Origin of the sequence: uncultured Sphingomonas sp., assembly GCF_902806265.1 — a bacterium.
Lineage (GTDB): Bacteria > Pseudomonadota > Alphaproteobacteria > Sphingomonadales > Sphingomonadaceae > Sphingomicrobium.
The window spans coordinates 1-18499 of record NZ_CADCVZ010000009.1 but is presented as its reverse complement, the minus strand read 5'-3'; the positions used below and the strand labels follow the sequence as shown (position 1 = coordinate 18499).

22 protein-coding genes, 2 tRNA genes and 1 pseudogene are annotated in these 18499 nt (G+C 65.9%); 17 read left to right on the top strand and 8 right to left on the bottom strand.

Features of this window, described 5'->3' with window-relative positions; genetic code table 11:
• Positions 1 to 295, bottom strand: a pseudogene (locus tag QZX62_RS02625) (mannanase); the annotation flags it as partial.
• Positions 296 to 1221: 926 nt separating this feature from the next.
• Here QZX62_RS02625 and QZX62_RS02620 point away from each other — a divergent pair.
• Genes QZX62_RS02620 through QZX62_RS02610 form a run of 3 tightly spaced genes read left to right on the top strand, consistent with a single transcriptional unit; the run spans position 1222 to position 3625 of the window.
• A complete protein-coding gene (locus QZX62_RS02620) occupies positions 1222 to 1524 on the top strand; it encodes a DUF3489 domain-containing protein (RefSeq protein ID WP_294171929.1) in 303 nt (100 codons plus the stop codon).
• Entirely contained in the window at positions 1521 to 1943 is a 423-nt protein-coding gene (locus QZX62_RS02615; RefSeq protein ID WP_294171928.1) for a DUF2924 domain-containing protein, read from the top strand. Before QZX62_RS02620 ends, QZX62_RS02615 begins: the two co-directional genes overlap by 4 nt.
• A complete protein-coding gene (locus tag QZX62_RS02610) occupies positions 1940 to 3625 on the top strand; it encodes a recombinase family protein (RefSeq protein WP_294171927.1) in 1686 nt (561 codons plus the stop codon). The genes QZX62_RS02615 and QZX62_RS02610 overlap by 4 nt, the downstream gene beginning before the upstream one ends.
• Before the next feature lie 169 nt (positions 3626 to 3794).
• Here the strand turns inward: QZX62_RS02610 and QZX62_RS02605 are convergent.
• A tRNA-Ser gene (locus tag QZX62_RS02605) sits at positions 3795 to 3884 on the bottom strand.
• A 131-nt stretch (positions 3885 to 4015) separates the two neighbouring features.
• Here QZX62_RS02605 and hspQ point away from each other — a divergent pair.
• From hspQ to QZX62_RS02585, 4 genes are all read left to right on the top strand, one after another.
• Positions 4016 to 4393: a heat shock protein HspQ gene (gene hspQ / locus QZX62_RS02600; RefSeq protein ID WP_294171926.1), complete on the top strand. Its 378-nt coding sequence runs from the start codon at positions 4016 to 4018 to the stop codon at positions 4391 to 4393.
• 120 nt (positions 4394 to 4513) lie between these two features.
• A complete protein-coding gene (rplU, locus tag QZX62_RS02595) occupies positions 4514 to 5086 on the top strand; it encodes a 50S ribosomal protein L21 (RefSeq protein ID WP_294171925.1) in 573 nt (190 codons plus the stop codon).
• A 5-nt stretch (positions 5087 to 5091) separates the two neighbouring features.
• Entirely contained in the window at positions 5092 to 5370 is a 279-nt protein-coding gene (gene rpmA / locus QZX62_RS02590; RefSeq protein WP_294171923.1) for a 50S ribosomal protein L27, read from the top strand.
• Between the two features lie 189 nt (positions 5371 to 5559).
• Positions 5560 to 6099 (top strand): GNAT family N-acetyltransferase, encoded by a 540-nt coding sequence (locus tag QZX62_RS02585; protein ID WP_294171922.1) that lies wholly within the window; start codon positions 5560 to 5562, stop codon positions 6097 to 6099.
• 89 nt (positions 6100 to 6188) lie between these two features.
• Here QZX62_RS02585 and QZX62_RS02580 read toward each other — a convergent pair whose 3' ends face one another.
• Positions 6189 to 7076 carry a metal-dependent hydrolase gene (locus tag QZX62_RS02580; RefSeq protein ID WP_294171921.1) on the bottom strand — a complete coding sequence of 296 codons (888 nt, stop codon included), beginning with the start codon at positions 7074 to 7076 and terminating at the stop codon, positions 6189 to 6191.
• A gap of 54 nt (positions 7077 to 7130) precedes the next feature.
• Here QZX62_RS02580 and QZX62_RS02575 point away from each other — a divergent pair, with 54 nt between their 5' ends.
• Together QZX62_RS02575 and QZX62_RS02570 are read left to right on the top strand one after the other, a co-directional pair.
• Positions 7131 to 7724 carry a helix-turn-helix domain-containing protein gene (locus QZX62_RS02575; RefSeq protein WP_294171920.1) on the top strand — a complete coding sequence of 198 codons (594 nt, stop codon included), beginning with the start codon at positions 7131 to 7133 and terminating at the stop codon, positions 7722 to 7724.
• Positions 7725 to 7956: 232 nt separating this feature from the next.
• Entirely contained in the window at positions 7957 to 8907 is a 951-nt protein-coding gene (locus QZX62_RS02570) for a LysR substrate-binding domain-containing protein (protein WP_294171919.1), read from the top strand.
• A gap of 3 nt (positions 8908 to 8910) precedes the next feature.
• Here the strand turns inward: QZX62_RS02570 and katG are convergent, their stop codons facing one another.
• Positions 8911 to 11136, bottom strand: a complete 2226-nt coding sequence (gene katG / locus QZX62_RS02565) for a catalase/peroxidase HPI (RefSeq protein ID WP_294171918.1) — start codon at positions 11134 to 11136, stop codon at positions 8911 to 8913.
• Positions 11137 to 11398: 262 nt separating this feature from the next.
• On the opposite strand from katG, the gene QZX62_RS02560 reads away from it, so the two are divergent.
• Both QZX62_RS02560 and QZX62_RS02555 read left to right on the top strand, forming a co-directional pair.
• Positions 11399 to 11710, top strand: coding sequence for a glycine zipper 2TM domain-containing protein (locus QZX62_RS02560; RefSeq protein ID WP_294171917.1), 312 nt, complete (start codon positions 11399 to 11401; stop codon positions 11708 to 11710).
• 68 nt (positions 11711 to 11778) lie between these two features.
• Complete coding sequence (locus QZX62_RS02555; protein ID WP_294171916.1) at positions 11779 to 12909, top strand: hypothetical protein; 1131 nt, start codon at positions 11779 to 11781, stop codon at positions 12907 to 12909.
• Here the strand turns inward: QZX62_RS02555 and QZX62_RS02550 are convergent.
• Together QZX62_RS02550 and epsC are read right to left on the bottom strand one after the other, a co-directional pair.
• Positions 12887 to 13231, bottom strand: coding sequence for a DUF2794 domain-containing protein (locus QZX62_RS02550; protein ID WP_294171914.1), 345 nt, complete (start codon positions 13229 to 13231; stop codon positions 12887 to 12889). The genes QZX62_RS02555 and QZX62_RS02550 overlap by 23 nt on opposite strands.
• The gene (gene epsC / locus QZX62_RS02545; protein WP_294171912.1) at positions 13228 to 13914 is read right to left on the bottom strand and encodes a serine O-acetyltransferase EpsC; all 687 of its coding nucleotides are present in this window, start codon (positions 13912 to 13914) and stop codon (positions 13228 to 13230) included. The genes QZX62_RS02550 and epsC overlap by 4 nt, the downstream gene beginning before the upstream one ends.
• Positions 13915 to 14092: 178 nt before the next feature.
• On the opposite strand from epsC, the gene QZX62_RS02540 reads away from it, so the two are divergent.
• The 3 genes from QZX62_RS02540 to QZX62_RS02530 are packed head-to-tail and all read left to right on the top strand — an operon-like array spanning position 14093 to position 16846.
• A complete protein-coding gene (locus QZX62_RS02540) occupies positions 14093 to 14854 on the top strand; it encodes a sulfite exporter TauE/SafE family protein (RefSeq protein ID WP_294171931.1) in 762 nt (253 codons plus the stop codon).
• Positions 14855 to 14900: 46 nt separating this feature from the next.
• Positions 14901 to 15944: a GTPase ObgE gene (obgE, locus tag QZX62_RS02535; protein WP_294171910.1), complete on the top strand. Its 1044-nt coding sequence runs from the start codon at positions 14901 to 14903 to the stop codon at positions 15942 to 15944.
• A complete protein-coding gene (locus QZX62_RS02530) occupies positions 15929 to 16846 on the top strand; it encodes an NAD(P)-dependent oxidoreductase (RefSeq protein WP_294171908.1) in 918 nt (305 codons plus the stop codon). The genes obgE and QZX62_RS02530 overlap by 16 nt, the downstream gene beginning before the upstream one ends.
• On the opposite strand, the gene QZX62_RS02525 is transcribed toward QZX62_RS02530, so the two are convergent.
• Positions 16843 to 16992 carry a hypothetical protein gene (locus QZX62_RS02525; protein ID WP_294171906.1) on the bottom strand — a complete coding sequence of 50 codons (150 nt, stop codon included), beginning with the start codon at positions 16990 to 16992 and terminating at the stop codon, positions 16843 to 16845. The genes QZX62_RS02530 and QZX62_RS02525 overlap by 4 nt on opposite strands.
• 124 nt (positions 16993 to 17116) lie before the next feature.
• On the opposite strand from QZX62_RS02525, the gene purS reads away from it, so the two are divergent.
• Entirely contained in the window at positions 17117 to 17350 is a 234-nt protein-coding gene (gene purS / locus QZX62_RS02520; protein WP_294171905.1) for a phosphoribosylformylglycinamidine synthase subunit PurS, read from the top strand.
• Positions 17351 to 17354: 4 nt separating this feature from the next.
• Positions 17355 to 18023: a phosphoribosylformylglycinamidine synthase subunit PurQ gene (gene purQ / locus QZX62_RS02515; RefSeq protein ID WP_294171903.1), complete on the top strand. Its 669-nt coding sequence runs from the start codon at positions 17355 to 17357 to the stop codon at positions 18021 to 18023.
• On the opposite strand, the gene QZX62_RS02510 is transcribed toward purQ, so the two are convergent.
• Complete coding sequence (locus tag QZX62_RS02510; RefSeq protein ID WP_294171901.1) at positions 18020 to 18229, bottom strand: hypothetical protein; 210 nt, start codon at positions 18227 to 18229, stop codon at positions 18020 to 18022. The two genes, purQ and QZX62_RS02510, sit on opposite strands and share 4 nt — an antisense overlap.
• Positions 18230 to 18335: 106 nt before the next feature.
• Between QZX62_RS02510 and QZX62_RS02505 the strand changes: the two genes are divergently transcribed.
• Positions 18336 to 18412 (top strand) — tRNA-Arg (locus tag QZX62_RS02505).
• The last annotated feature ends 87 nt before the right edge of the window (positions 18413 to 18499 follow it).

Sequence of the window (18499 nt, the reverse complement as noted above, 5' to 3'; positions counted from 1 at the left end):
AGGTCGCCATGCCGCCTGACCATTCCCAGAAGTTGGTCAGGTAGATGACCGCTTGCATGTTGCGGCGCCCCATCTCGGCAAGCGTTAAGTCCAGACCCTGGAGCAAGGTCTCATTGTAGGTGGAGCCACGGTCGCGGAAGCCTGGGGCGATCGAGTTCTCCAGGGGGGATAGTTCGGCGGAGCCAAGGATACGGATGTTGTTGATGCCGAGAGCCGAGAGTCGATCGAGCTCGCGGTGCAGCCGATCGCGACTACCGATCGGAGCTTCCGCACCGAGGAAGGGAGCGTACCACATGTTCGTGCCGATGATGCGGTACGGGCGACCATCGACCCGGAACTGGGTTCCCGCCCTGCGAACGAAACCCGCTCGGGCACCAAGCTCCCGGCCGCTGCTTGGTGATGCACAGGCAGAGACGAGCGCGAAACTGGCAACGAGCATCTGTCGACGTGTGAGCATGATCAGACTCCCCCTATCACCCGTCGTGCTTCCGTCTGTCTGGGTAGCTATGAGACGCTCCGGCGCAACCACCGAAACACGACAGATGTCCCTTTCAAAGGTCACGCGCCTTTTCAGCCCAGCTCTCCGCTTAACGTACAGAACGGCTCGCACGCAGCCAGCGAGATCTCGGTGAGATGCCCGCCGTCCGCTTGAAATCATAAGCGGACACCGGCTCACATTGTGAACAAGCGTCCGCTTACGGGTAGGGGTCATCCCAGCCTGAGCGGGCCGAATTGGGCGCTAAGCCGACGTCTTGGTCCGCCTGAACAAGCGGCAGCTTATCGGCATTGCTCGCCCAAAAGCTGCCAGTCCGCTTGCCACCAGAAGCAGCCGTTTGGCCGCGTGTACGCCAGACGTGAGGCTTCGATCGGCGCGTCTAGATGCCTGCTGTCATTCAGCGTTGGGCAGCAACAAGCTTACCTTAGGCGCGGACTCCTTGGGCCCAAGCCTTGGACATACGCGCCCGCCACCCGGCCGATAGCTCGACCGGTTTGCTTTGCTTGAGGTCCTCACGCCCGCTCCTGTCTCCAGGAGCGCTGGTGTTCTGATTGCTGCGGGCTTGGTCGGCAAGGGCGCACAATCCAGTCGACTTCGCGCGCGGGCAGAGCATTGGAGATGTCAGTGAGTCGCGGTGCCCGCTGGGCGCTGCTGCCCTGCGTGCGCGCCGGCAGGGCTGTGGGCGGTGGAAGCAGCAAAGGGCTGCCGACCACCGGAGGACTCACATGACCAACCCAAGTACCTCGACCGGAACCGGAAAGCCAACTCGTAAAAGCAAGGCGAGCAAGAGCCCAGACGCGAGCAGCCGCAATGGGCCTGCCGACCCCAAGCAGCCCAGCAAGCAGGACCGGCTCGCTGCCATGCTGCTGCGCGATGATGGTGCCACCCTCGATCACATGGTGGAGAGCACCGGCTGGCTCCCCCACACCGTGCGGGCGGCACTCACCGGGCTGAAGAAGAAGGGCTACGGCATCACCAGCGACAAGGTCGATGGCCTGCGCACCTACCGGGCGGTCGCGCCCAAGTGAGCCGAATCGACCTCGATGCTGAACTCACCAAGCTAGAATGGATGAGCCGTAGCGAGCTTCGGCTTGCCTGGGGCAGGTGGGTCAAGACCAGCCCGCCCAACGTCAGCGCGGGGCTGCTTCGCCTCGCGTTGGCGCACCACCTCCAGTCCAAGGTGCTGGGCGGCGTTCCCAAAGCCACCGAGAAGCGCTTGCGAGACGCGGTTCGGGGCCGCTCTGTTACGGCTCCGCAAGCTGGTGCCAGGCTCATACGCGAGTGGCGCGGCAAGGTGCATGTGGTGTCGGTCACCGATGAGGGCCGCTACCGCTGGGGCGAGCAGGACTGGAACAGCCTGTCCGAGATTGCTCGGACCATCACCGGCACGCGCTGGTCCGGCCCAGCCTTCTTCGGGACCAAGCCCAAGCGCCGGCAGGCGGCATGAGCAAGGTCCGCTGCGCGATCTACACCCGCAAGTCGAGCGAGGAAGGTCTCGAGCAGGACTTCAACAGCCTGCATGCCCAGCAGGAGGCTTGCGCCGCCTACATCAAGAGCCAGGCCAGCGAGGGCTGGAAGCTCGTTCCTGCTCGCTACGAGGACGGCGGCATCTCCGGCGGCACGCTCGCCCGCCCTGGGCTGCAGCGATTATTGGCGGACATCGCTGCCGAGCACATTGACGTGGTCGTAGTCTACAAAGTCGATCGGCTCACCCGCTCGCTGCTCGACTTCTCCAAGCTGGTCGAGGCGTTCGACAAGGCGGGCACGAGCTTCGTCTCTGTTACCCAGTCGTTCAACACGACCACCAGCATGGGCCGGCTCACGCTCAACATGCTGCTGTCCTTTGCCCAATTCGAGCGCGAGGTTACCGCCGAGCGCATCCGCGACAAGATCGCGCAATCCAAGGCGCGGGGCATGTGGATGGGGGGCACGCCGCCGATCGGCTATCGCGCGGATGGACGAAGCCTGGCGGTAGTAGACGAGCATGCATCGGCCGTCCGGCGCATCTTCGAACTCTACCTGCAGCTCGGTCGGGTCAGCGCTGTGACCGAGCAGCTGGAAGCAGAGGGCTTGCGGACACCCCAGCGTACATCCGCCAACGACCGTACCTACGGTGGATCACCCTTCACCCGCGGGCAGGTCTACCGCATCCTTGCCAACGAGACCTACATCGGCCGGATTGAGCACGGCGGACGCTCCTACTCCGGCAACCATCCTGCCATCATCCAGCCCGAGACATTCCAAGCCGCTCGCGAACAGCTTGCTGCCAATCGCACCGTTGAGCAGCGTGGGCAGCGCGCCGCCGAGCCAAGCCTGCTTGCCGGACTGCTGCTCGACGATCGCGGCGTTCCCATGGTCGCCAGTCACGCCTGCAAGGGCAAGCTACGCTACCGCTACTACATCAGCCGTAACCTCCAGCGTGCGCCTGATGCAAAGGTCGCTGAGGGTTGGCGACTACCTGCCCGCGAAATCGAGACACTGGTTCGAACGCGGGTGTCTGAGGCGCTTGCCGACCCGGTTGCACTCGTAGCTGCGCTGAACGTGCCGCTGCCAGAGGCTGCCGACTTCCCAGGGCTGCTTCATACCGGCCAGCAGCTTTCCGGCGAACTGTCCTTCCGCTCGCGTAAGGGTGCAGCGCTGCTGCGGAAGTTACTTGCGCAGGTTCAGCTGGCCACAGGCGAGGTGCGCATCACCTTGCATGCGCGGCAACTCGCTGCTGCGCTGCAGCTCTCCCGCCTTCCCTCAAGCGACGCCTTCAGCATCTCGGCAATCGCAACCATGAAGCGGCGTGGCGGTGGGATGAAGCTCGTAATGCCGAGCGGAAGTCCTGCCACTCCAAACGTCAACCTGCCGCTTTTGCAGCTTATCCATCGCGGACGGCAGTGGTGGCAGGAGCTCCAGACCGACCCCGGACTGACCTTGGAAGCCATCGGTCGCCGCGAAGGTGTTACCGGCGGCTACGTGGTTCGTCTGGTACGCTTGGCCTTCCTCGACCCTGCTATCCTGACCGCCATTCTGAATGGTCAAGCGCCTCTCCAGCTCACAAGCGATGCTCTCACGGGGCCTCGAGCAGTCAGCCTCCACTGGGTCCATCAACGGCGCGAGTTCGGCTTCACGCAGGTAAGCTGAACTACCAGATCCCAGACCACCGAACCTGCCGCCGGAGAAAACGCGTGAACACGGCGTAAGGAGCGCTTTAGACAAGAGCTCTCTCGGTGCGACTAATAGCCAAGAAGTGGCGTGCTACTGCCGTACTACGCCCGGCCATTTAGCCAGCAAACACAATCACTTAACTGCTTGGCGGAGAGGGTGGGATTCGAACCCACGGTACGGTTGCCCGCACGCCGCATTTCGAGTGCGGTGCTTTCGACCACTCAGCCACCTCTCCGCTCTGTCACGAAGTGCTGCCCGGCTTGTGCCGGCGGTCGCGAGCGGGCCTCTAGCAGCGGTCGGGGGCCTTGCCTAGCCTCGCGCTGCAGGCGGGCTTGCCCTGCCGCGCCGCGCCATTAGATTGGGTTCATGTCCGCGACCCAAGGTTCAACCGACGCGAACCGCGACCCCATTGCCGCTCCGGTCACCCGGGCCCGCTTCGGGATTGGAGCGGTCGTGCGCCACCGGCTGCTCGACTTCCGCGGCGTGATCTTCGATGTCGACCCGGTCTTCGCCAACACCGAAGAATGGTACGAGGCGATCCCGCCCGAGATCCGCCCGCACAAGGACCAGCCCTTCTACCACCTGCTCGCCGAGAACGCGGAGTCGAGCTACGTCGCTTACGTCAGCCAGCAGAACCTGGTGCCGGACGAGGACGAAGAGCCGATCGACCATCCCGCGATTGACGGCCTGTTCGACGGTTTCGAGCCCGGCCTTTACCGGCTGCGGCGGGAGCACCGGCACTAAGCTCCTTTGGTTGACACCTGCGGCACCCTCCCCTAGGCGGCACGCTTTCCGCGCGGGGCTCGGCGTCCGGCGCCAGCATGCGTGCGGAAGCGGGATCACAAGACAAAAAGAGAAGAGCCAATGTTCGCAATCGTGCGCACGGGCGGCAAGCAGTATCGCGTTGCCCCGGGAGACAAGATCGTCGTCGAGAAGCTGGACGGCAATGCCGGCGACAGCGTCACCCTCTCCGACGTGCTCTTGGCGGGCGACGGCTCCGACCTCAAGGGCACGGACGGGCTGACGGTTGCCGCGGAGATCATCGCCCAGGCCAAGGCCGAGAAGGTGATCGTGTTCAAGAAGCGCCGGCGGCATAACTACCGGCGCAAGAAGGGCCATCGTCAGCAGCACACCATCCTGCGGATTGTGTCCGTTGGCGGGCAGACTGCGCAGCAGAGCGCGAGCGCAGCCGCACCGGCGAGTGGCGGCGAGCAGCCGGCCGAGGGCGCGCCTGCCCCCAAGAAGAGCCGGAGCAAGGCCGCTGCGGCGCCCGCGCCGGCGGCGACGGACGAGGCCGTTCCAGGGCCTGCCCCGCAGGAAGCGACCAGCTTCGAGGGCGTCGCTCCGGCGGATGCGGGCACCGAAGCTACGCACGACGTATCGACAGACAATGCTGCACCTGCTAAGGGCGGCGCGAACGAGACTCCTGAGGCTTAACTCGCATGGCACATAAGAAGGCTGGCGGTTCGTCACGCAACGGCCGCGACTCCGAAAGCAAGCGCCTGGGCGTGAAGAAGTTCGGCGGTGAGACCGTTCGCGGCGGCAATATCATCGTGCGTCAGCGCGGCACGCGCTGGTACCCGGGGACCAACGTCGGCCTGGGCAAAGACCATACCCTATTCGCTCTTTGTGACGGCCGAGTTGCGTTTCGCGACGGCCGCCAAGGCCGCAAGTTTGTCCACGTCGAGGGCATTATGCCGGCGACCGAGGCAGCAGAATAGGGACTGGTCGCTGACGGGCTGGTCTCCACGAGGGGGCCGCCCAGACCGAGATCCGCAAACCGGATGCCAAGTCAAAGGGAGAAGAGGGAAGCCCCCTCCTCTCCCTTTCTTCGTGTCAGGGGCAACCATCTTCTCCCGAAACTGTCACGGAGCCCGGCTAGGCGGGCGCCGGAGTGGGGAGAAGTTTCAATGTTCGCGCGGACGCAAAGATTGCTGCTGAGGCCAGGTTGGGCGGAAGATGCGCCGGCACTCGCGGCTGCCATCGCCGACGAGGCGATCGTGCGAAATCTCGCCACCGCACCCTGGCCTTACGGCCTGCGCGAGGCAGAAGCCTTTCTGGCCTCGCCCAAGGACCCGGCGCTGCCGACCTTTCTGTTGTTCGCCCGGACGAACGCTGCGCCGGAGCTGGTGGGAGCGTGCGGGCTTGGCCGCCGGCCATCGGGCGCGGTTGAGCTCGGCTACTGGATCGCTCGCGTCCACTGGGGCAAGGGCTTCGCGACCGAAGCCGGGTATCAGCTTCTGGAGATCGCCCGGACGCTGGGCTTCACCCAGCTGGAGGGCTCGCACTTCCTCGACAACCCCGCATCCGGCCGGGTGCTGGAGAAGCTCGGCTTCGCGCCCACCGGCGTGACGGCTCCCCGGATGAGCTGCGCCCGCGACGGCGAAGTGATGACGCGACTGCTACGGCTGAGCCTGGCCGAGCCGACGGAGCAGAAGATCGCGGCTTGATCCGCCATCACAAGCGCAGCGAAGCGATCCAGTTCTGTTCTGCACTCACTGGATTGCTTCGGCGCCCTTCGGCTTCTCGCAGTGACGGCTTAGACCGCGCTCCGGACCCGCTTGGCCGGCGGCTCCTGGCGATAGTCATACTCGCTGTCCCAGCCGGCGATCAGTGCGCGGTCGTCCTCGTTCCAGGGATGGAAGCCGGGTAGGAAGAACTTGGCCCAGGCGGAGAACACCTTCCGGAACACGCCCGGGCGTCCCCACATGACCCAGAGCAGCGGGATCCACGCCCGGACTCGGGTGATACCGTCCTGCCGCAGCAGCTCGATCGCCCCTGCGGTCCGGTCGACGATGAAGTTACGGGTCACGTACAGCATCAGCAGCGCTTTGATCTTCCACCGCTTGGCGCGCGTCCAGTCCTTGGTCGCCTCGAGCCAGGTGTCGTAGGCGACGCCCTTGTGCTCGATCTCCTCGACCGCATGCCAGCGCCACAGGTCGGCGCTGGCTTGGTCGGCTCCAGCCAGATGCCGCGGCGTCTTGAGCAGTTCGTGCGCCAGCATGGCGGTGAAGTGCTCCAACGCCATCGTCGCGGCCAACGAGACGATCGGCGGTCGCGACCGGGTCAGCGCCAGCCGCTGTTCGACCCGCCGCTCCAGCTCGGTGAGATCGTAGCCAGCGTCGGCCGCACGGCTGTTGAACGCCAAATGCTCGCGGCTGTGGATCACTTCCTGGGTCGTGAAGGCGCGGATCTCGCCGGCCAGCTGCTCGTCGGCCACATCGCGGAACTTGCGAACGCTTTCCACGAAGAACGCCTCGCCCTTGGGAAAGGTCGCCGACAGGCAATTGAATAGCGCCGTTTTGTACGGATCGCCACCATGCCACCACCGCGGAGTCTGCTCGTCGCGCCCGAAACGGCGATCGCGGGGTGTGATCGTAAGATCCTTTGGCGTAACCGACACCCGCTTCAGGCTTGCAACGCTCATGCCCGTCCTCCACTCACCATTGCTTCCGCCGCTATGTGAGCTGTGCTTACAAAGATGTCAATAAACCTGCTCGGTCGCAAGAGGGTTTCACCCCAGGAGAGCCGCTCGGCTGCGGTCAAGGCGGCGCGGGAACTGTTGATTGATGAGGGTGCGGCAGCGGTCACGCTGCAGGCGGTGGCACGCAAGGTCGGACGGACCCACGCCAACCTGCTCCACCATTTCGGCTCCGCGGCCGGGCTACAGCGCGCGCTGGCCGAGGACATCGCGCGCACCGTCTCGACGGCGATCGAGGGCGCGATTGAGCAGCGACGGGCCGGCGCCGCCACCGAGCGCGATGTGATTGACGCCATGTTCGAAGCCTTCCGCCGCGAGGGCGCGGGCGAGCTGATCGGCTGGATTGCCCTGACCCGTCAGCGCGAAGCGCTGGAGCCGGTGATCGCCACCATCGAGCGGATCATCCGCATCATGCGGGCAGCCGGCGACACCCGGCCGGTCGACCGAATGACCCTTGGACTGACCTTACTGGCGATCGGCGACAGCCTGGCAGGGGAGGAAGTCGCCCGGGCGACGGGCCTTCCGCGCGAGGCCGTTCGGGAAATCGCCGCGACTCAGGTCGAGGCCCTCGCCGGGGAGCGGCTGCGAGAGTAAGAAAAGAGGGGCTCCGCAGGGGGAACACGGAGCCCCTCCTCTTCCGCGCCGCGAGGGCGCGGGCTCTCTCCTAGGGGGCCGGAGAGAATCCTGCGGCTGGTACGCGGCCTCGGCCCAAACTGACCTGCCCACAAACAGGTGAAAGAGCGAAGCCGCCTAGCCTCCAGACTATCTAGGCACTGGCACTAAGCGTTCAAGTATCTTAATGGCTCGCTATTGATTAGAAATAGCGATGAGCATGTACCTCCCGACCCTCAAACAGCTGCAGTACCTGGTGGCGCTGCACGACCATGGGCACTTCGGCCGCGCGGCTGACAGCTGCTTCATCACCCAATCGACGCTGTCGGCGTCGTTGCGTGAGCTTGAGACGCTACTCGGGAGCACGTTGGTCGAGCGCACCCGCCGGGTCGTGCGCTTCACTCAGCTCGGCCAGCGAATCGTCGCCAAGGCGCGGCGCGTGCTCCATGAGGCCGAGGAATTGGCCGACATGGCGCGAGCCGAGCGCGAGCCGCTGACGGGCGAACTGAGAATGGGCGTCATTCCGACGGTGGCGCCGTTCCTGCTGCCCCCGCTCCTGCCGGGGTTGCGGGCGGAATGGCCTAACCTCAAGCTCTACTTGCGCGAGGAGACCAGCCAGGTGGCCTGCGACTCGCTGCAGCGTGGACAGCTCGATTGCGTGCTGCTGGCGATGCCCTTCGGCTGCGGCGATGTTGATGCGGAGGAGCTGTTCGACGACGACCTGCTGATCGCCTTTCCGCGCGACGAGGAACCTGCGGGCTCTACCGTCGACCCGGATGAAATCTCGCCTGGCCGACTGCTGCTGCTGGAAGACGGGCACTGCCTGAAGGACCATGCCTTGTCGGCCTGCAACCGACCGGAGCTGCGCGCTTCGGCGACCATGATGGGCACGTCGCTGCATACGCTGGTGCAGATGGTCGACAACGGCCTGGGGATCACCATGGTCCCGCAGATGGCGCTGGATGCGGGATTGCTGGCCGGCACCGGCGTGACCGTCCGGCCGCTGAACACCGACCATGCGTCGCGCCGCATCGCGTTGATCTGGCGCCGAGGCAGCCCGCGCGCCGAGGAGTTCCGGCTGCTGGGCGAGGCGCTACGGCGGCATCATGCCGCGCTCCACCCAGCGGCCGAGCGGCTGCGGCAGGCCGACCCCGCCGCAGCCTGAGCTTCAAGCGTCTACCGGAGCCACATCCGCGGCCCGCTGAGCCTGCTCGACCATGTCGAAGCGGTCGGCGTTCATCACCTTGGTCCAGGCCCGCACGAAGTCGCGGACGAACTTCTGCTCGTTGCCCCGCTCGGCATAGACCTCGGCCGTCGCGCGCAGCTGGCTGTTGGAGCCGAAGACGAGGTCGGTGCGGGTCGCCCGCCACCGCTCCTGCCGGCCGCCGCGATCATAGCCGATGAACTCCTCGTCCGCGCTGGTGTCGACCACTTCCCAGAAGGTGTCGTTGTCGAGCAGGTTGACGAAGAAGTCGTTGGTCAGCTGGCCGACACGGTCGGTGAGCACGCCCTCGGGCTTGTTGCCATGATTGGCGCCGAGCACCCGCAGGCCGCCCACCAACACCGTCATCTCCGGTGCCGACAATCCGAGCAGCGCCGCCTTGTCGAGCAGGATCTCCTCAGTCTTCACCGAATGCTTGGTCTTCAGGTAATTGCGGAAGCCGTCGGCCGCGGGCTCCATCACCACGAAGCTCTCGACGTCTGTCCACTCCTGGGTCGCGTCGCCGCGGCCGCCGGTGAACGGCACCTCGATGTCGGAGCCGGCATCGCGCGCCGCCTTCTCGACCGCCGCCGTGCCGGCCAGCACGATCGCATCGGCCATCGACAGGTTGCCGCGGAGCTCCTCAAGCTTGGCCACGACCTGCGCCAACTCGTCGGGCTCGTTGACGGCCCAGTCCTTCTGCGGCGCCAGGCGGATGCGTGCGCCGTTGGCACCGCCGCGGTGGTCCGTCCGGCGGTAGCTGGAGGCCGACGCCCAGGCGGTCTTGACCAGCTGGCCAACCGTGAAGCCAGCACCCAAGATCTTGTCCTTGAAAGCAGCCACGTCACCGTCCGCCGGCACCGTCCCGGCCGGAACCGGGTCCTGCCAGATGAGGTCTTCCTGCGGAACCTCCGGACCCTGGTAGCGGATCTTCGGCCCCATGTCGCGATGGGTCAGCTTGAACCAGGCGCGAGCGAACGCGTCCTTGAAGGCCTCGTGGTCATTGCGGAACTTCTCGGAGATGACCCGGAACTCGGGATCGACCTTCAGCGCCATATCCGCGGTCGTCATCATGGTCGGGACCTTCTTGCCCGGCACATGCGCGTCGGGCGCCATGTCCTCCTCGCGCTGGTTGATCGGCTGCCACTGCTGGGCACCGGCAGGCGAGCGCACCAGCTCATACTCATAGTCGAGCAACAGCCTGAAGTAGTTCTCCGACCACTCGGTGGGCGTGTTCACCCACGCGCCCTCGAGGCCGCTGGTGATGGTGTGCTCGCCCACGCCGCTCTCGTGACCGCTGGTCCAGCCGAGGCCCTGCATGGCGATGTCCGCACCCTCGGGCGCGTCGCCAACCAGGCTCGGATCGCCCGCGCCGTGGCACTTGCCGAACGTGTGTCCGCCGGCGGTGAGCGCCACGGTCTCCTCATGGTTCATCGCCATGCGCTCGAAGGTAATCTTGATGTCGCGCGCAGAGCCGAGCGGATCGGCGTTGCCACCGGGGCCTTCCGGATTGACGTAGATGAGGCCCATCTGGATGGCCGCCAGCGGGTGCTCCAGTTCAAGCTCACGCTCCGGCTGGATACGGGTCTGATCGTTGGCGACCCATTGCTCCTCGGCGCCCCAGTAGATGTCGCGTTCCGGCTCGAACACGTCGCGGCGGCCGCCGCCGAAGCCGAAGGTCGGCCCACCCATGGACTCGATGGCGACGTTGCCGGCCAGGATGAACAGGTCAGCCCAGCTGATGTGCTTGCCGTACTTCTGCTTGATAGGCCATAGCAGGCGGCGGGCCTTGTCGAGATTGCCGTTGTCGGGCCAGCTGTTGAGCGGGGCAAAGCGCTGCTGCCCGCTGTTGGCGCCGCCGCGGCCGTCCGCGGTGCGGTAGGTGCCCGCCGCGTGCCAAGCCATGCGGATCATGAAGGGGCCGTAGTTGCCGTAGTCAGCCGGCCACCACGGCTTGCTGTCGGTCATCAAGGCCGTGAGATCGGCCTTGAGCGCATCGTAGTCGAGCGCGTTGAAGGCTTCGGCATAGTCGTAATCGTCACCCATCGGGTCGGGCGAACCGCCGCGCTGATGGAGGATCTCGAGCGGCAGCGCCTCGGGCCACCAGTCGCTGTTCTTGCGTCCCAGCAGCGAACGAACGCCGCCCTTCACCGGACAACCGCTTAGCGCGCCATCGCCTGTCTTCGCGTCCATGGACCCATTCTCCTCGGTAGCTTGGTTGAGCGTGCGTTAGGCCGGACCTCCTTTCAAAGGAAACGATTATCTTTCCTCTGCTTCGCGCACGGAATCGATCAATATAGCTGTGAGCGAGCATGCACCCTGCTCATCTTTCCAGCATCTTCGATCTGCCGTTAACGGCACTTCCTGTCGGTTAACTGTCGAAACCGGTTGGGGGCCGTTCAGCTTACCTCTGCCACCAAGACGTCACGAACCGCTTTGCAAGAGGAGATACACAATGCGGACCATGTTGATGGCACTGGCTGCCACCTCCATGACGGTTCCGGCTGTCGTTGTCGCAAGCCCGGCCGAAGCCCGGCAGGGCTATTACCAGGGCCGCACCTGGTACGATGGCAACGGTCGCCTACGGTGCAAGCGTCGTAACGGCACCACGGGCCTGATCGTCGGCGCTGCCGGCGGTGCGCTGCTCGGCCGCGCGGTCGACACCCGGGGCGAGCGGGCCACCGGCACCATCATCGGCGCCGCGGCGGGTGCGCTGCTCGGCCGCCATGTCGACCGGAGGCGCAAGGGGGGGTATCGCTGCCGCTAAGCCAAGCGCCTCACCGTATTGACATGGTAAGACACCTCCCTTAGCCTGCGGGCGACAGGGAGGTGCTCATGTACTCGCAACAGGACATCGATGACGCGATCGCCGCGGGGGCGTTGAGCCCCGACGCGGCGGTCGCTTTGCGCAGCCATGTGGAACGGCAGCGCACGACGCCAGCGGTCGACGAAGAGCATTTCCGGCTGATTACCGGCTTCAACGACATCTTCGTGTCCATCGCTGCGGCCATCCTGCTCTTTGCGGTTGGCTGGATCGGGCAGAGCATCGGAGAGGCCATCGGCTTCACGCTTGATTTTAACGGCCCTTCCCCGCTTGCGTCGGCCGCAGTTGCCGCGACTGCCTGGGGACTTGCGGAGTTCTTCACCGCCAGGCGGCGAATGGCGCTGCCTTCCATTCTGCTTCTGTTGGCTTTCGCCGGCGGCGTGTTGGCGACAAGCGGCTTCCTGCTGATGCTCGGAGCGGTCGAGGTGCTTGGCCCCGATCCGTTCGACAACGCCGACGAACGCACGGCAACCGCTGTCTTCGGCGTCATCGGCGCCGTTGCCGCGGCGATTACGGTTACTGCGACCTGGTTCCATTGGCGCCGCTTTCGCGTGCCGATCACCATCGCTGCGGGCGCTGCCGCTGCGGCCGCGGTCGCCGTGGGCTTGCTCGTCGCCGCGATCGGCCCGGTGGACGGCATCGATCGCATCGTGCTCGGTTTCGTTCTGGCCCTTGGCATCGGCGTGTTCCTGTTCGCCATGCGCTGGGACTCGTCGGATCCCGGCCGCGTGACCCGTCGCTCGGACGTCGCCTTCTGGCTCCACCTGCTCGCTGCGCCGATGATCGTGCACCCGGTCTTCACCCTGCTCGGCCTCAACGACGGGAGCGCCTCGATCGGAGAAGGGCTGGCGGTTATCGCGCTCTACGTTGCGCTGGGGCTCACGGCGCTTGCCATCGACCGCCGCGCGTTGCTCGTCTCAGCCCTCGCGTACGTGCTGTTTGCGCTCAATCGTCTGTTCGAGACGGTCGGCGCCGTCGAACTCAACGTGGCGTTCACCGCACTGGTGATCGGTTCGGCCCTGCTGCTGCTGTCGGCCTTCTGGCATCAAGCGCGGGCGGCGATCGTCACCCGGCTTCCCGCAGCCCTGAGCGGCAAGCTGCCGACCTTGGGCGAGCGGCTTACTCCTCGACCAGCCGCATAAGCCGGCGCTCGAGCGGGGCCAGCACGGGCGACAGCTCGTGGCCCCGCTTGAGTACCGCGCCATGTTCGGACACCAGCGCCCACACGCCCTGCTTCTGCCGGAGCGATGGGCGCTTCTCGATCCGCACCTCCGGCCGTTCGGCCGAGCGGCGAAAGGCGGCAAAGCTCGCCAGGTCGGGGGCGAAGTGCATGGCGTAGTCGCGCCAATGCCCGGCCGCGACCATCCGGCCGTAAAGGTCGAGGATGCGCTGCAGCTCGCCGCGTTCGAAGGTAGTGACGGCTTTCCGGTCGGAACGCACCGGAAAGGGATGCACGACACTCACGAAGCTTTGGCCTCCGGCGCGTCCTGCCGCGTTGCCTTGAGCACAGCTACCTCCCGGCGAAGCGCTGCAAGCTCTTCTTCCAGCTCAGTCAGCCGAGCGCGGGCCGGATCGCAATCTTCGCCGCACGGGGTGCCGTAGGGGACGAACCCGGGACTATAATGAACTACGTCCATCGGCACCGGTCTGGCCGGGATGCCGACCACCGTGGTGCCGGCAAGAACATCCTTGGTCACCACCGCATTGGCCCCGACCCGCGCCCCGGCGCCGACCTCGATCGGCCCCAGCACCTGCGCGCCCGAGCCGATCACCACGCCGTCATTCAAGGTGGGATGCCGCTTGCCTCCGACCCCGGTTGACGGATTGGTCCCGCCCAAAGTGACGTTCTGGTAGATAGTGACGTTGTCGCCGATCTGCGCCGTTTCTCCGATCACCGTGAAGCCATGGTCGATGAAGAAATTGCGGCCGATGGTCGCGCCGGGATGGATGTCGATGGCGGTCAGGAAACGTGCAAGGTGATTGACGAAGCGTGCCAGAAAGAACAGCCGGCCCGCGAACAGCCAGTGGGCCACACGGTGTAAGCCGAGCGCCAGCACGCCCGGGTAGAGCAACACTTCCCAGCGGCTCCGCGCCGCCGGGTCGCGCGCCTTGACCGAGTCTAGGTAATCGAAAAGCGCCAGCGGCAAGGCGATGCTCTCTTGTGACCGTTGCCGATAATGTAAGGCGATGCCGCTGCGATTGCCAGCATCGGTGGCTGGGCCCGCTGCTCATGCACCAAGGCCGCCGGGCAGCTAGTGCAGCCACCTTGTCGCCGGCGAACGCTTGCGGCAATGCAGCGGGCGAAGATTAGGAACGGGGGCCACCATCACGGAACTGTTTGCCGATCCCGCTGCCCTGCTCCCGTTCATCCTGATCGGCTTCGCGGCGCAGTTGATCGACGGCGCCTTGGGCATGGCTTACGGAGTGATCAGCTCGACCCTCTTGGTCGGGCTTGGCGTGCCGCCGGCCGCTGCCTCGGCAGGAGTGCATACGGTGGAAAGCTTCACCACTGGGGTGAGCGCCATCAGCCATGTCGCGCATCGCAACGTGAACTGGAAATTGTTCTTCCGGATCGTCTTGCCCGGCATCGTCGGCGGCGTTCTCGGCGCCTATGTCATCAGCAACCTGCACGCGGAAACGGCGCGGCCGATCGTGCTCGGCTACCTTTCCCTGATCGGCCTTTACCTGCTGTGGCGCGGAGCCACCCACCGCCATGTGGAACGCGAGCCCAAGGTGGTCGAGCCGCTCGGGCTGGTCGGCGGCTTCCTGGATGCGGCAGGCGGCGGCGGCTGGGGTCCGATCGTTACCTCCAACCTGATGGTCCAGGGCGCGACTCCGCGCACCACCATTGGCACGGTCAACACGGCCGAGTTCTTCCTGACGGTAACTATCTCCGCCACCTTTCTGTTCACGCTTGGCTGGGAAACCTTTACGCGCGCGACGATCGGCCTGCTTATCGGCGGCATCCTTGCGGCGCCGCTCGGTGCCTTGGTTGCCAAACGGATCGAAGCCGACAAGCTGCTGGTACTGGTCGGCATCGTGCTGACCTTGACCAGCGGCTACGGGCTGTACCGCTTCTTCAGCTGAAGCGCTTCGGTGGTCTTTGCCCGGCCGGTTGCCTACATGGCGCCCCATGCATTTCCTTGACCAGGCTAAGATCTTCCTCCGGTCGGGCGCGGGCGGGCCGGGTGCCGTCAGCTTCCGGCGCGAGAAGTACATCGAATATGGCGGGCCCGACGGCGGCGAGGGCGGCAAGGGCGGCGACATCGTGTTCGAAGCGGTGCCGGGCCTGAATACGCTGATCGATTTCCGCTACACCCAGCACTTCCGGGCGCCTCGCGGCAAGGGCGGCGCCGGGTCCAACCGCACCGGAGCGGGCGGCGAGGATCTGGTGATCAAGGTCCCGGTCGGCACGCAGATCCTGGCGGACGACGAGGACCGGACCCTGCTCGCCGACCTCGCCGAAGTAGGCCAGCGGCTGGTCTTCCTGAAGGGCGGCGACGGCGGCCGCGGCAACGCCAGCTACAAAACGTCCACCAACCGCGCGCCGCGCCAGCACCAGCAGGGGTGGCCGGGCGAGGAGCTGTGGGTATGGCTGCGGCTGAAGCTGCTTGCGGACGTCGGGCTGGTCGGCTTGCCCAACGCCGGCAAGTCGACCTTCCTCAACCGCACGACCAACGCCGCCGCCAAGGTTGGAGATTATCCCTTCACCACCCTCCGCCCCCAGCTCGGCGTGGTCCGCCACAAGGGCCGCGAGTTCGTGCTGGCCGACATCCCGGGCTTGATCGAGGGCGCGGCCGAGGGTGCCGGGATCGGCGACCGCTTCCTGGGTCATGTAGAGCGGTGCAAGCTGCTGCTGCATCTGGTGGACGCGGCTGGCGATGATCCGGGCGAGGCTTACGCCGTCATCCGGTCCGAGCTGGAGGCCTATGGCGCGGGCCTGGAGGCCAAAGCCGAAGTGGTAGCGCTTAGCCGTGCCGACCTGGCCGACCCCGACGCCCTTGGGGCAGCCAAGGCCGCAATTCGCAGCATAGGCAGAGGCGACCCGCTGATCATCTCGGCCGCAACCGGTGACGGCGTTGACGCTCTGCTCGATACCATCGTCGAGAAGCTGGGCGAGGATCGCGGGGCGGAGCAGCAGGAGGGTACCGGAGAGCGGGCATGGTCGCCGCTTTGAGGCTGGCGGTGACCGGCGGCACGGGCTTCGTCGGCGGCCGGCTGCTGACCTTGGCCGAAGCAAGTCCGCACAGCATCAAGGCTTTGACCCGGCGGCCGCAGCCGCCTCGCGACGGGGTTGAGTGGATCGAAGGCGCGCTAGACCAGCGCGAAGCTCTTCATCGCCTGGTGCATGATGCCGACGCGGTGGTTCACATCGCGGGGATCGTGAACGCGCCAACCGCGGCCGGCTTCGAGGCGGGCAACGTTGCGGGCACCCTTGCTGTCCTCGCCGCCGCAACAGCCGCCGGGGTGCGCCGCTTCGTTCACGTGTCCAGCCTCGCCGCGCGGGAGCCGGAGCTCTCGATCTACGGTGGGTCGAAGGCCAAGGGCGAGCGGCTGGTGACCGGCTCGGGCCTCGACTGGGCCGTGGTTCGTCCGCCCGCAGTGTACGGCCCTGGCGACCGCGAGATGCTCGAGCTGTTCAAAGCCGCGTCGACCGGGATCATGCCGCTGCCGCCCGCCGGACGGCTGTCACTGATCCATGCTGACGACCTCGCCCGCCTGCTGCTGCGCCTGGCGGAGCCGCGAACCCCATCCCGGGTCACCTACGAACCCGATGACGACCAGCCGGGCGGGTACAGCCACAAGGACTTCGCCCGCATGATCGGCGCCTCGGCGGATCGCCGGCCCTTCCTGTTCCATGTTCCGGCGGCCGTGCTGCGGGCCGCCGCGCGGATCGATCGGGCAGTACGGCGCGACCGGGCGAAGCTGACGCCTGACCGTGCGGCCTACTTCTGCCACCCTGACTGGGTCAGCGATCCGTCGCGCAAGCCGCCGCCGGAATTGTGGCAGCCAGAGGTTCCGGCGCCTCGCGGGCTAGCGGAGACAGCGCAATGGTACCGCCGTGAAGGATGGCTCTAGCCGCGGGCCTTATAGCCGCAGACGGCGCCCAGCAGGAAGCAGATGATCACGGTGATATGCAGCTGCCCGCCGGCGTCCGACCAGGCACCATAAGCCTTGCCGAAGCCCAGGATCATCATAAATGCGCCGAGCGCGATAAAGCTCATTGTCGCCCTCCACTTCCCCCGCGACCACCTGCACCAGCCAGGGTAAACAGACGGTAAAGCTTGCCTCGCCCAAGCACCGGCGGCATATCGGCGCCGCTTCCATTCTCCCCAAGGACCAAAGCCGATGAAGGCCCGCGTGTTCGTGACCCTGAAGTCCGGCGTGCTCGATCCACAGGGCCGGGCCATCCACCACGCCCTGAAAGGGCTCGGTTTCGACGGCGTACGGGACGTGCGTGCCGGCAAGCTCATTGAACTGGAGTTGGCCGAGGGCACAGACGACGGCGAGATCGAGCAGATGTGCCGCAAGCTGCTTGCCAATACGGTTATCGAAAACTTCCGCGTCGAGCGACTGGGGTAGGCTGGTGAACAGCGCGGTGATCGTCTTTCCTGGCTCCAACTGCGACCGCGACCTGGCAGTGGCGCTGAACCAGGTCACGGGGGTCAAGCCGCACATGGTCTGGCACCGCGAAAGCGAGCTGCCGAGCGGCCTCGACTTCATCGGCATTCCGGGCGGCTTCTCCTACGGCGATTACCTCCGTTCGGGAGCAATGGCGGCGCGCTCGCCGGTGATGCGCGCGGTGGCCGAGGCAGCGGGCCGCGGCGTTCCGGTGCTGGGCATCTGCAACGGCTTTCAAGTCCTGACCGAAACGGGCCTGCTCCCGGGTGCGCTGATGCGCAACTCAGGGCTGAGCTTCGTCTGCCGCCCGGTCGAGCTCAGTGTTGAAAACAGCCAAACCCTATTCACCTCCCGCTATCGCGCCGGGGAGCGCATCACGGTGCCCGTGGCCCACCATGACGGCAGCTACCAGGCCGACGCCGAGACGTTGCAGCGTTTGGAGGGCGAGGGCCGCGTTGCGTTCCGCTACTCGGGTGCCGTGAACGGTTCGGCCAACTCCATCGCCGGGATCGTCAACGATGGCGGAAATGTCCTGGGCATGATGCCGCATCCCGAGCGGGCGGTCGAGGAAGCTCATGGCAACACCGATGGGCGCAGGCTGTTCGAAGGCCTGCTCGAGACCGCCCTCGCCTAGCGCTTCCGCTTGATCGGCACTTCCCGGCACTGGCGAACAGCAGGCGGCGTCGAACAGTGGATCAGCCGATCGGGCCCGGACGAGCCCAGCACCACCGCCCGCTGCTCAAGGCTCATGGGCTCGGTGTACACCACGATGATTACGGCGTCCGCGGCGGCCGGAGCAGCCAGTAGCGCCATGAAGGCGAATGCGTTCGAGACTCCCATCAATCAACCCCCAGATCGACACCGCATACAGCTCCCGATCTCTTTAATCGAGGATGAACGAGCAACCTGTTTGCTTAATCGCATCCGCCGGTTAGGCAAGCCAAACGCGCCCGTAGCTCAGTTGGATAGAGCACGAGCCTTCTAAGCTTGAGGTCGTAGGTTCGAATCCTACCGGGCGCGCCACTCCTGTATAGAAGTAAGAACCCCATCACGCGCGTCGGCGCTGAGGAACACTGCGTATTCGAGCGCGCGCTTGTTTCCTCTTACGAG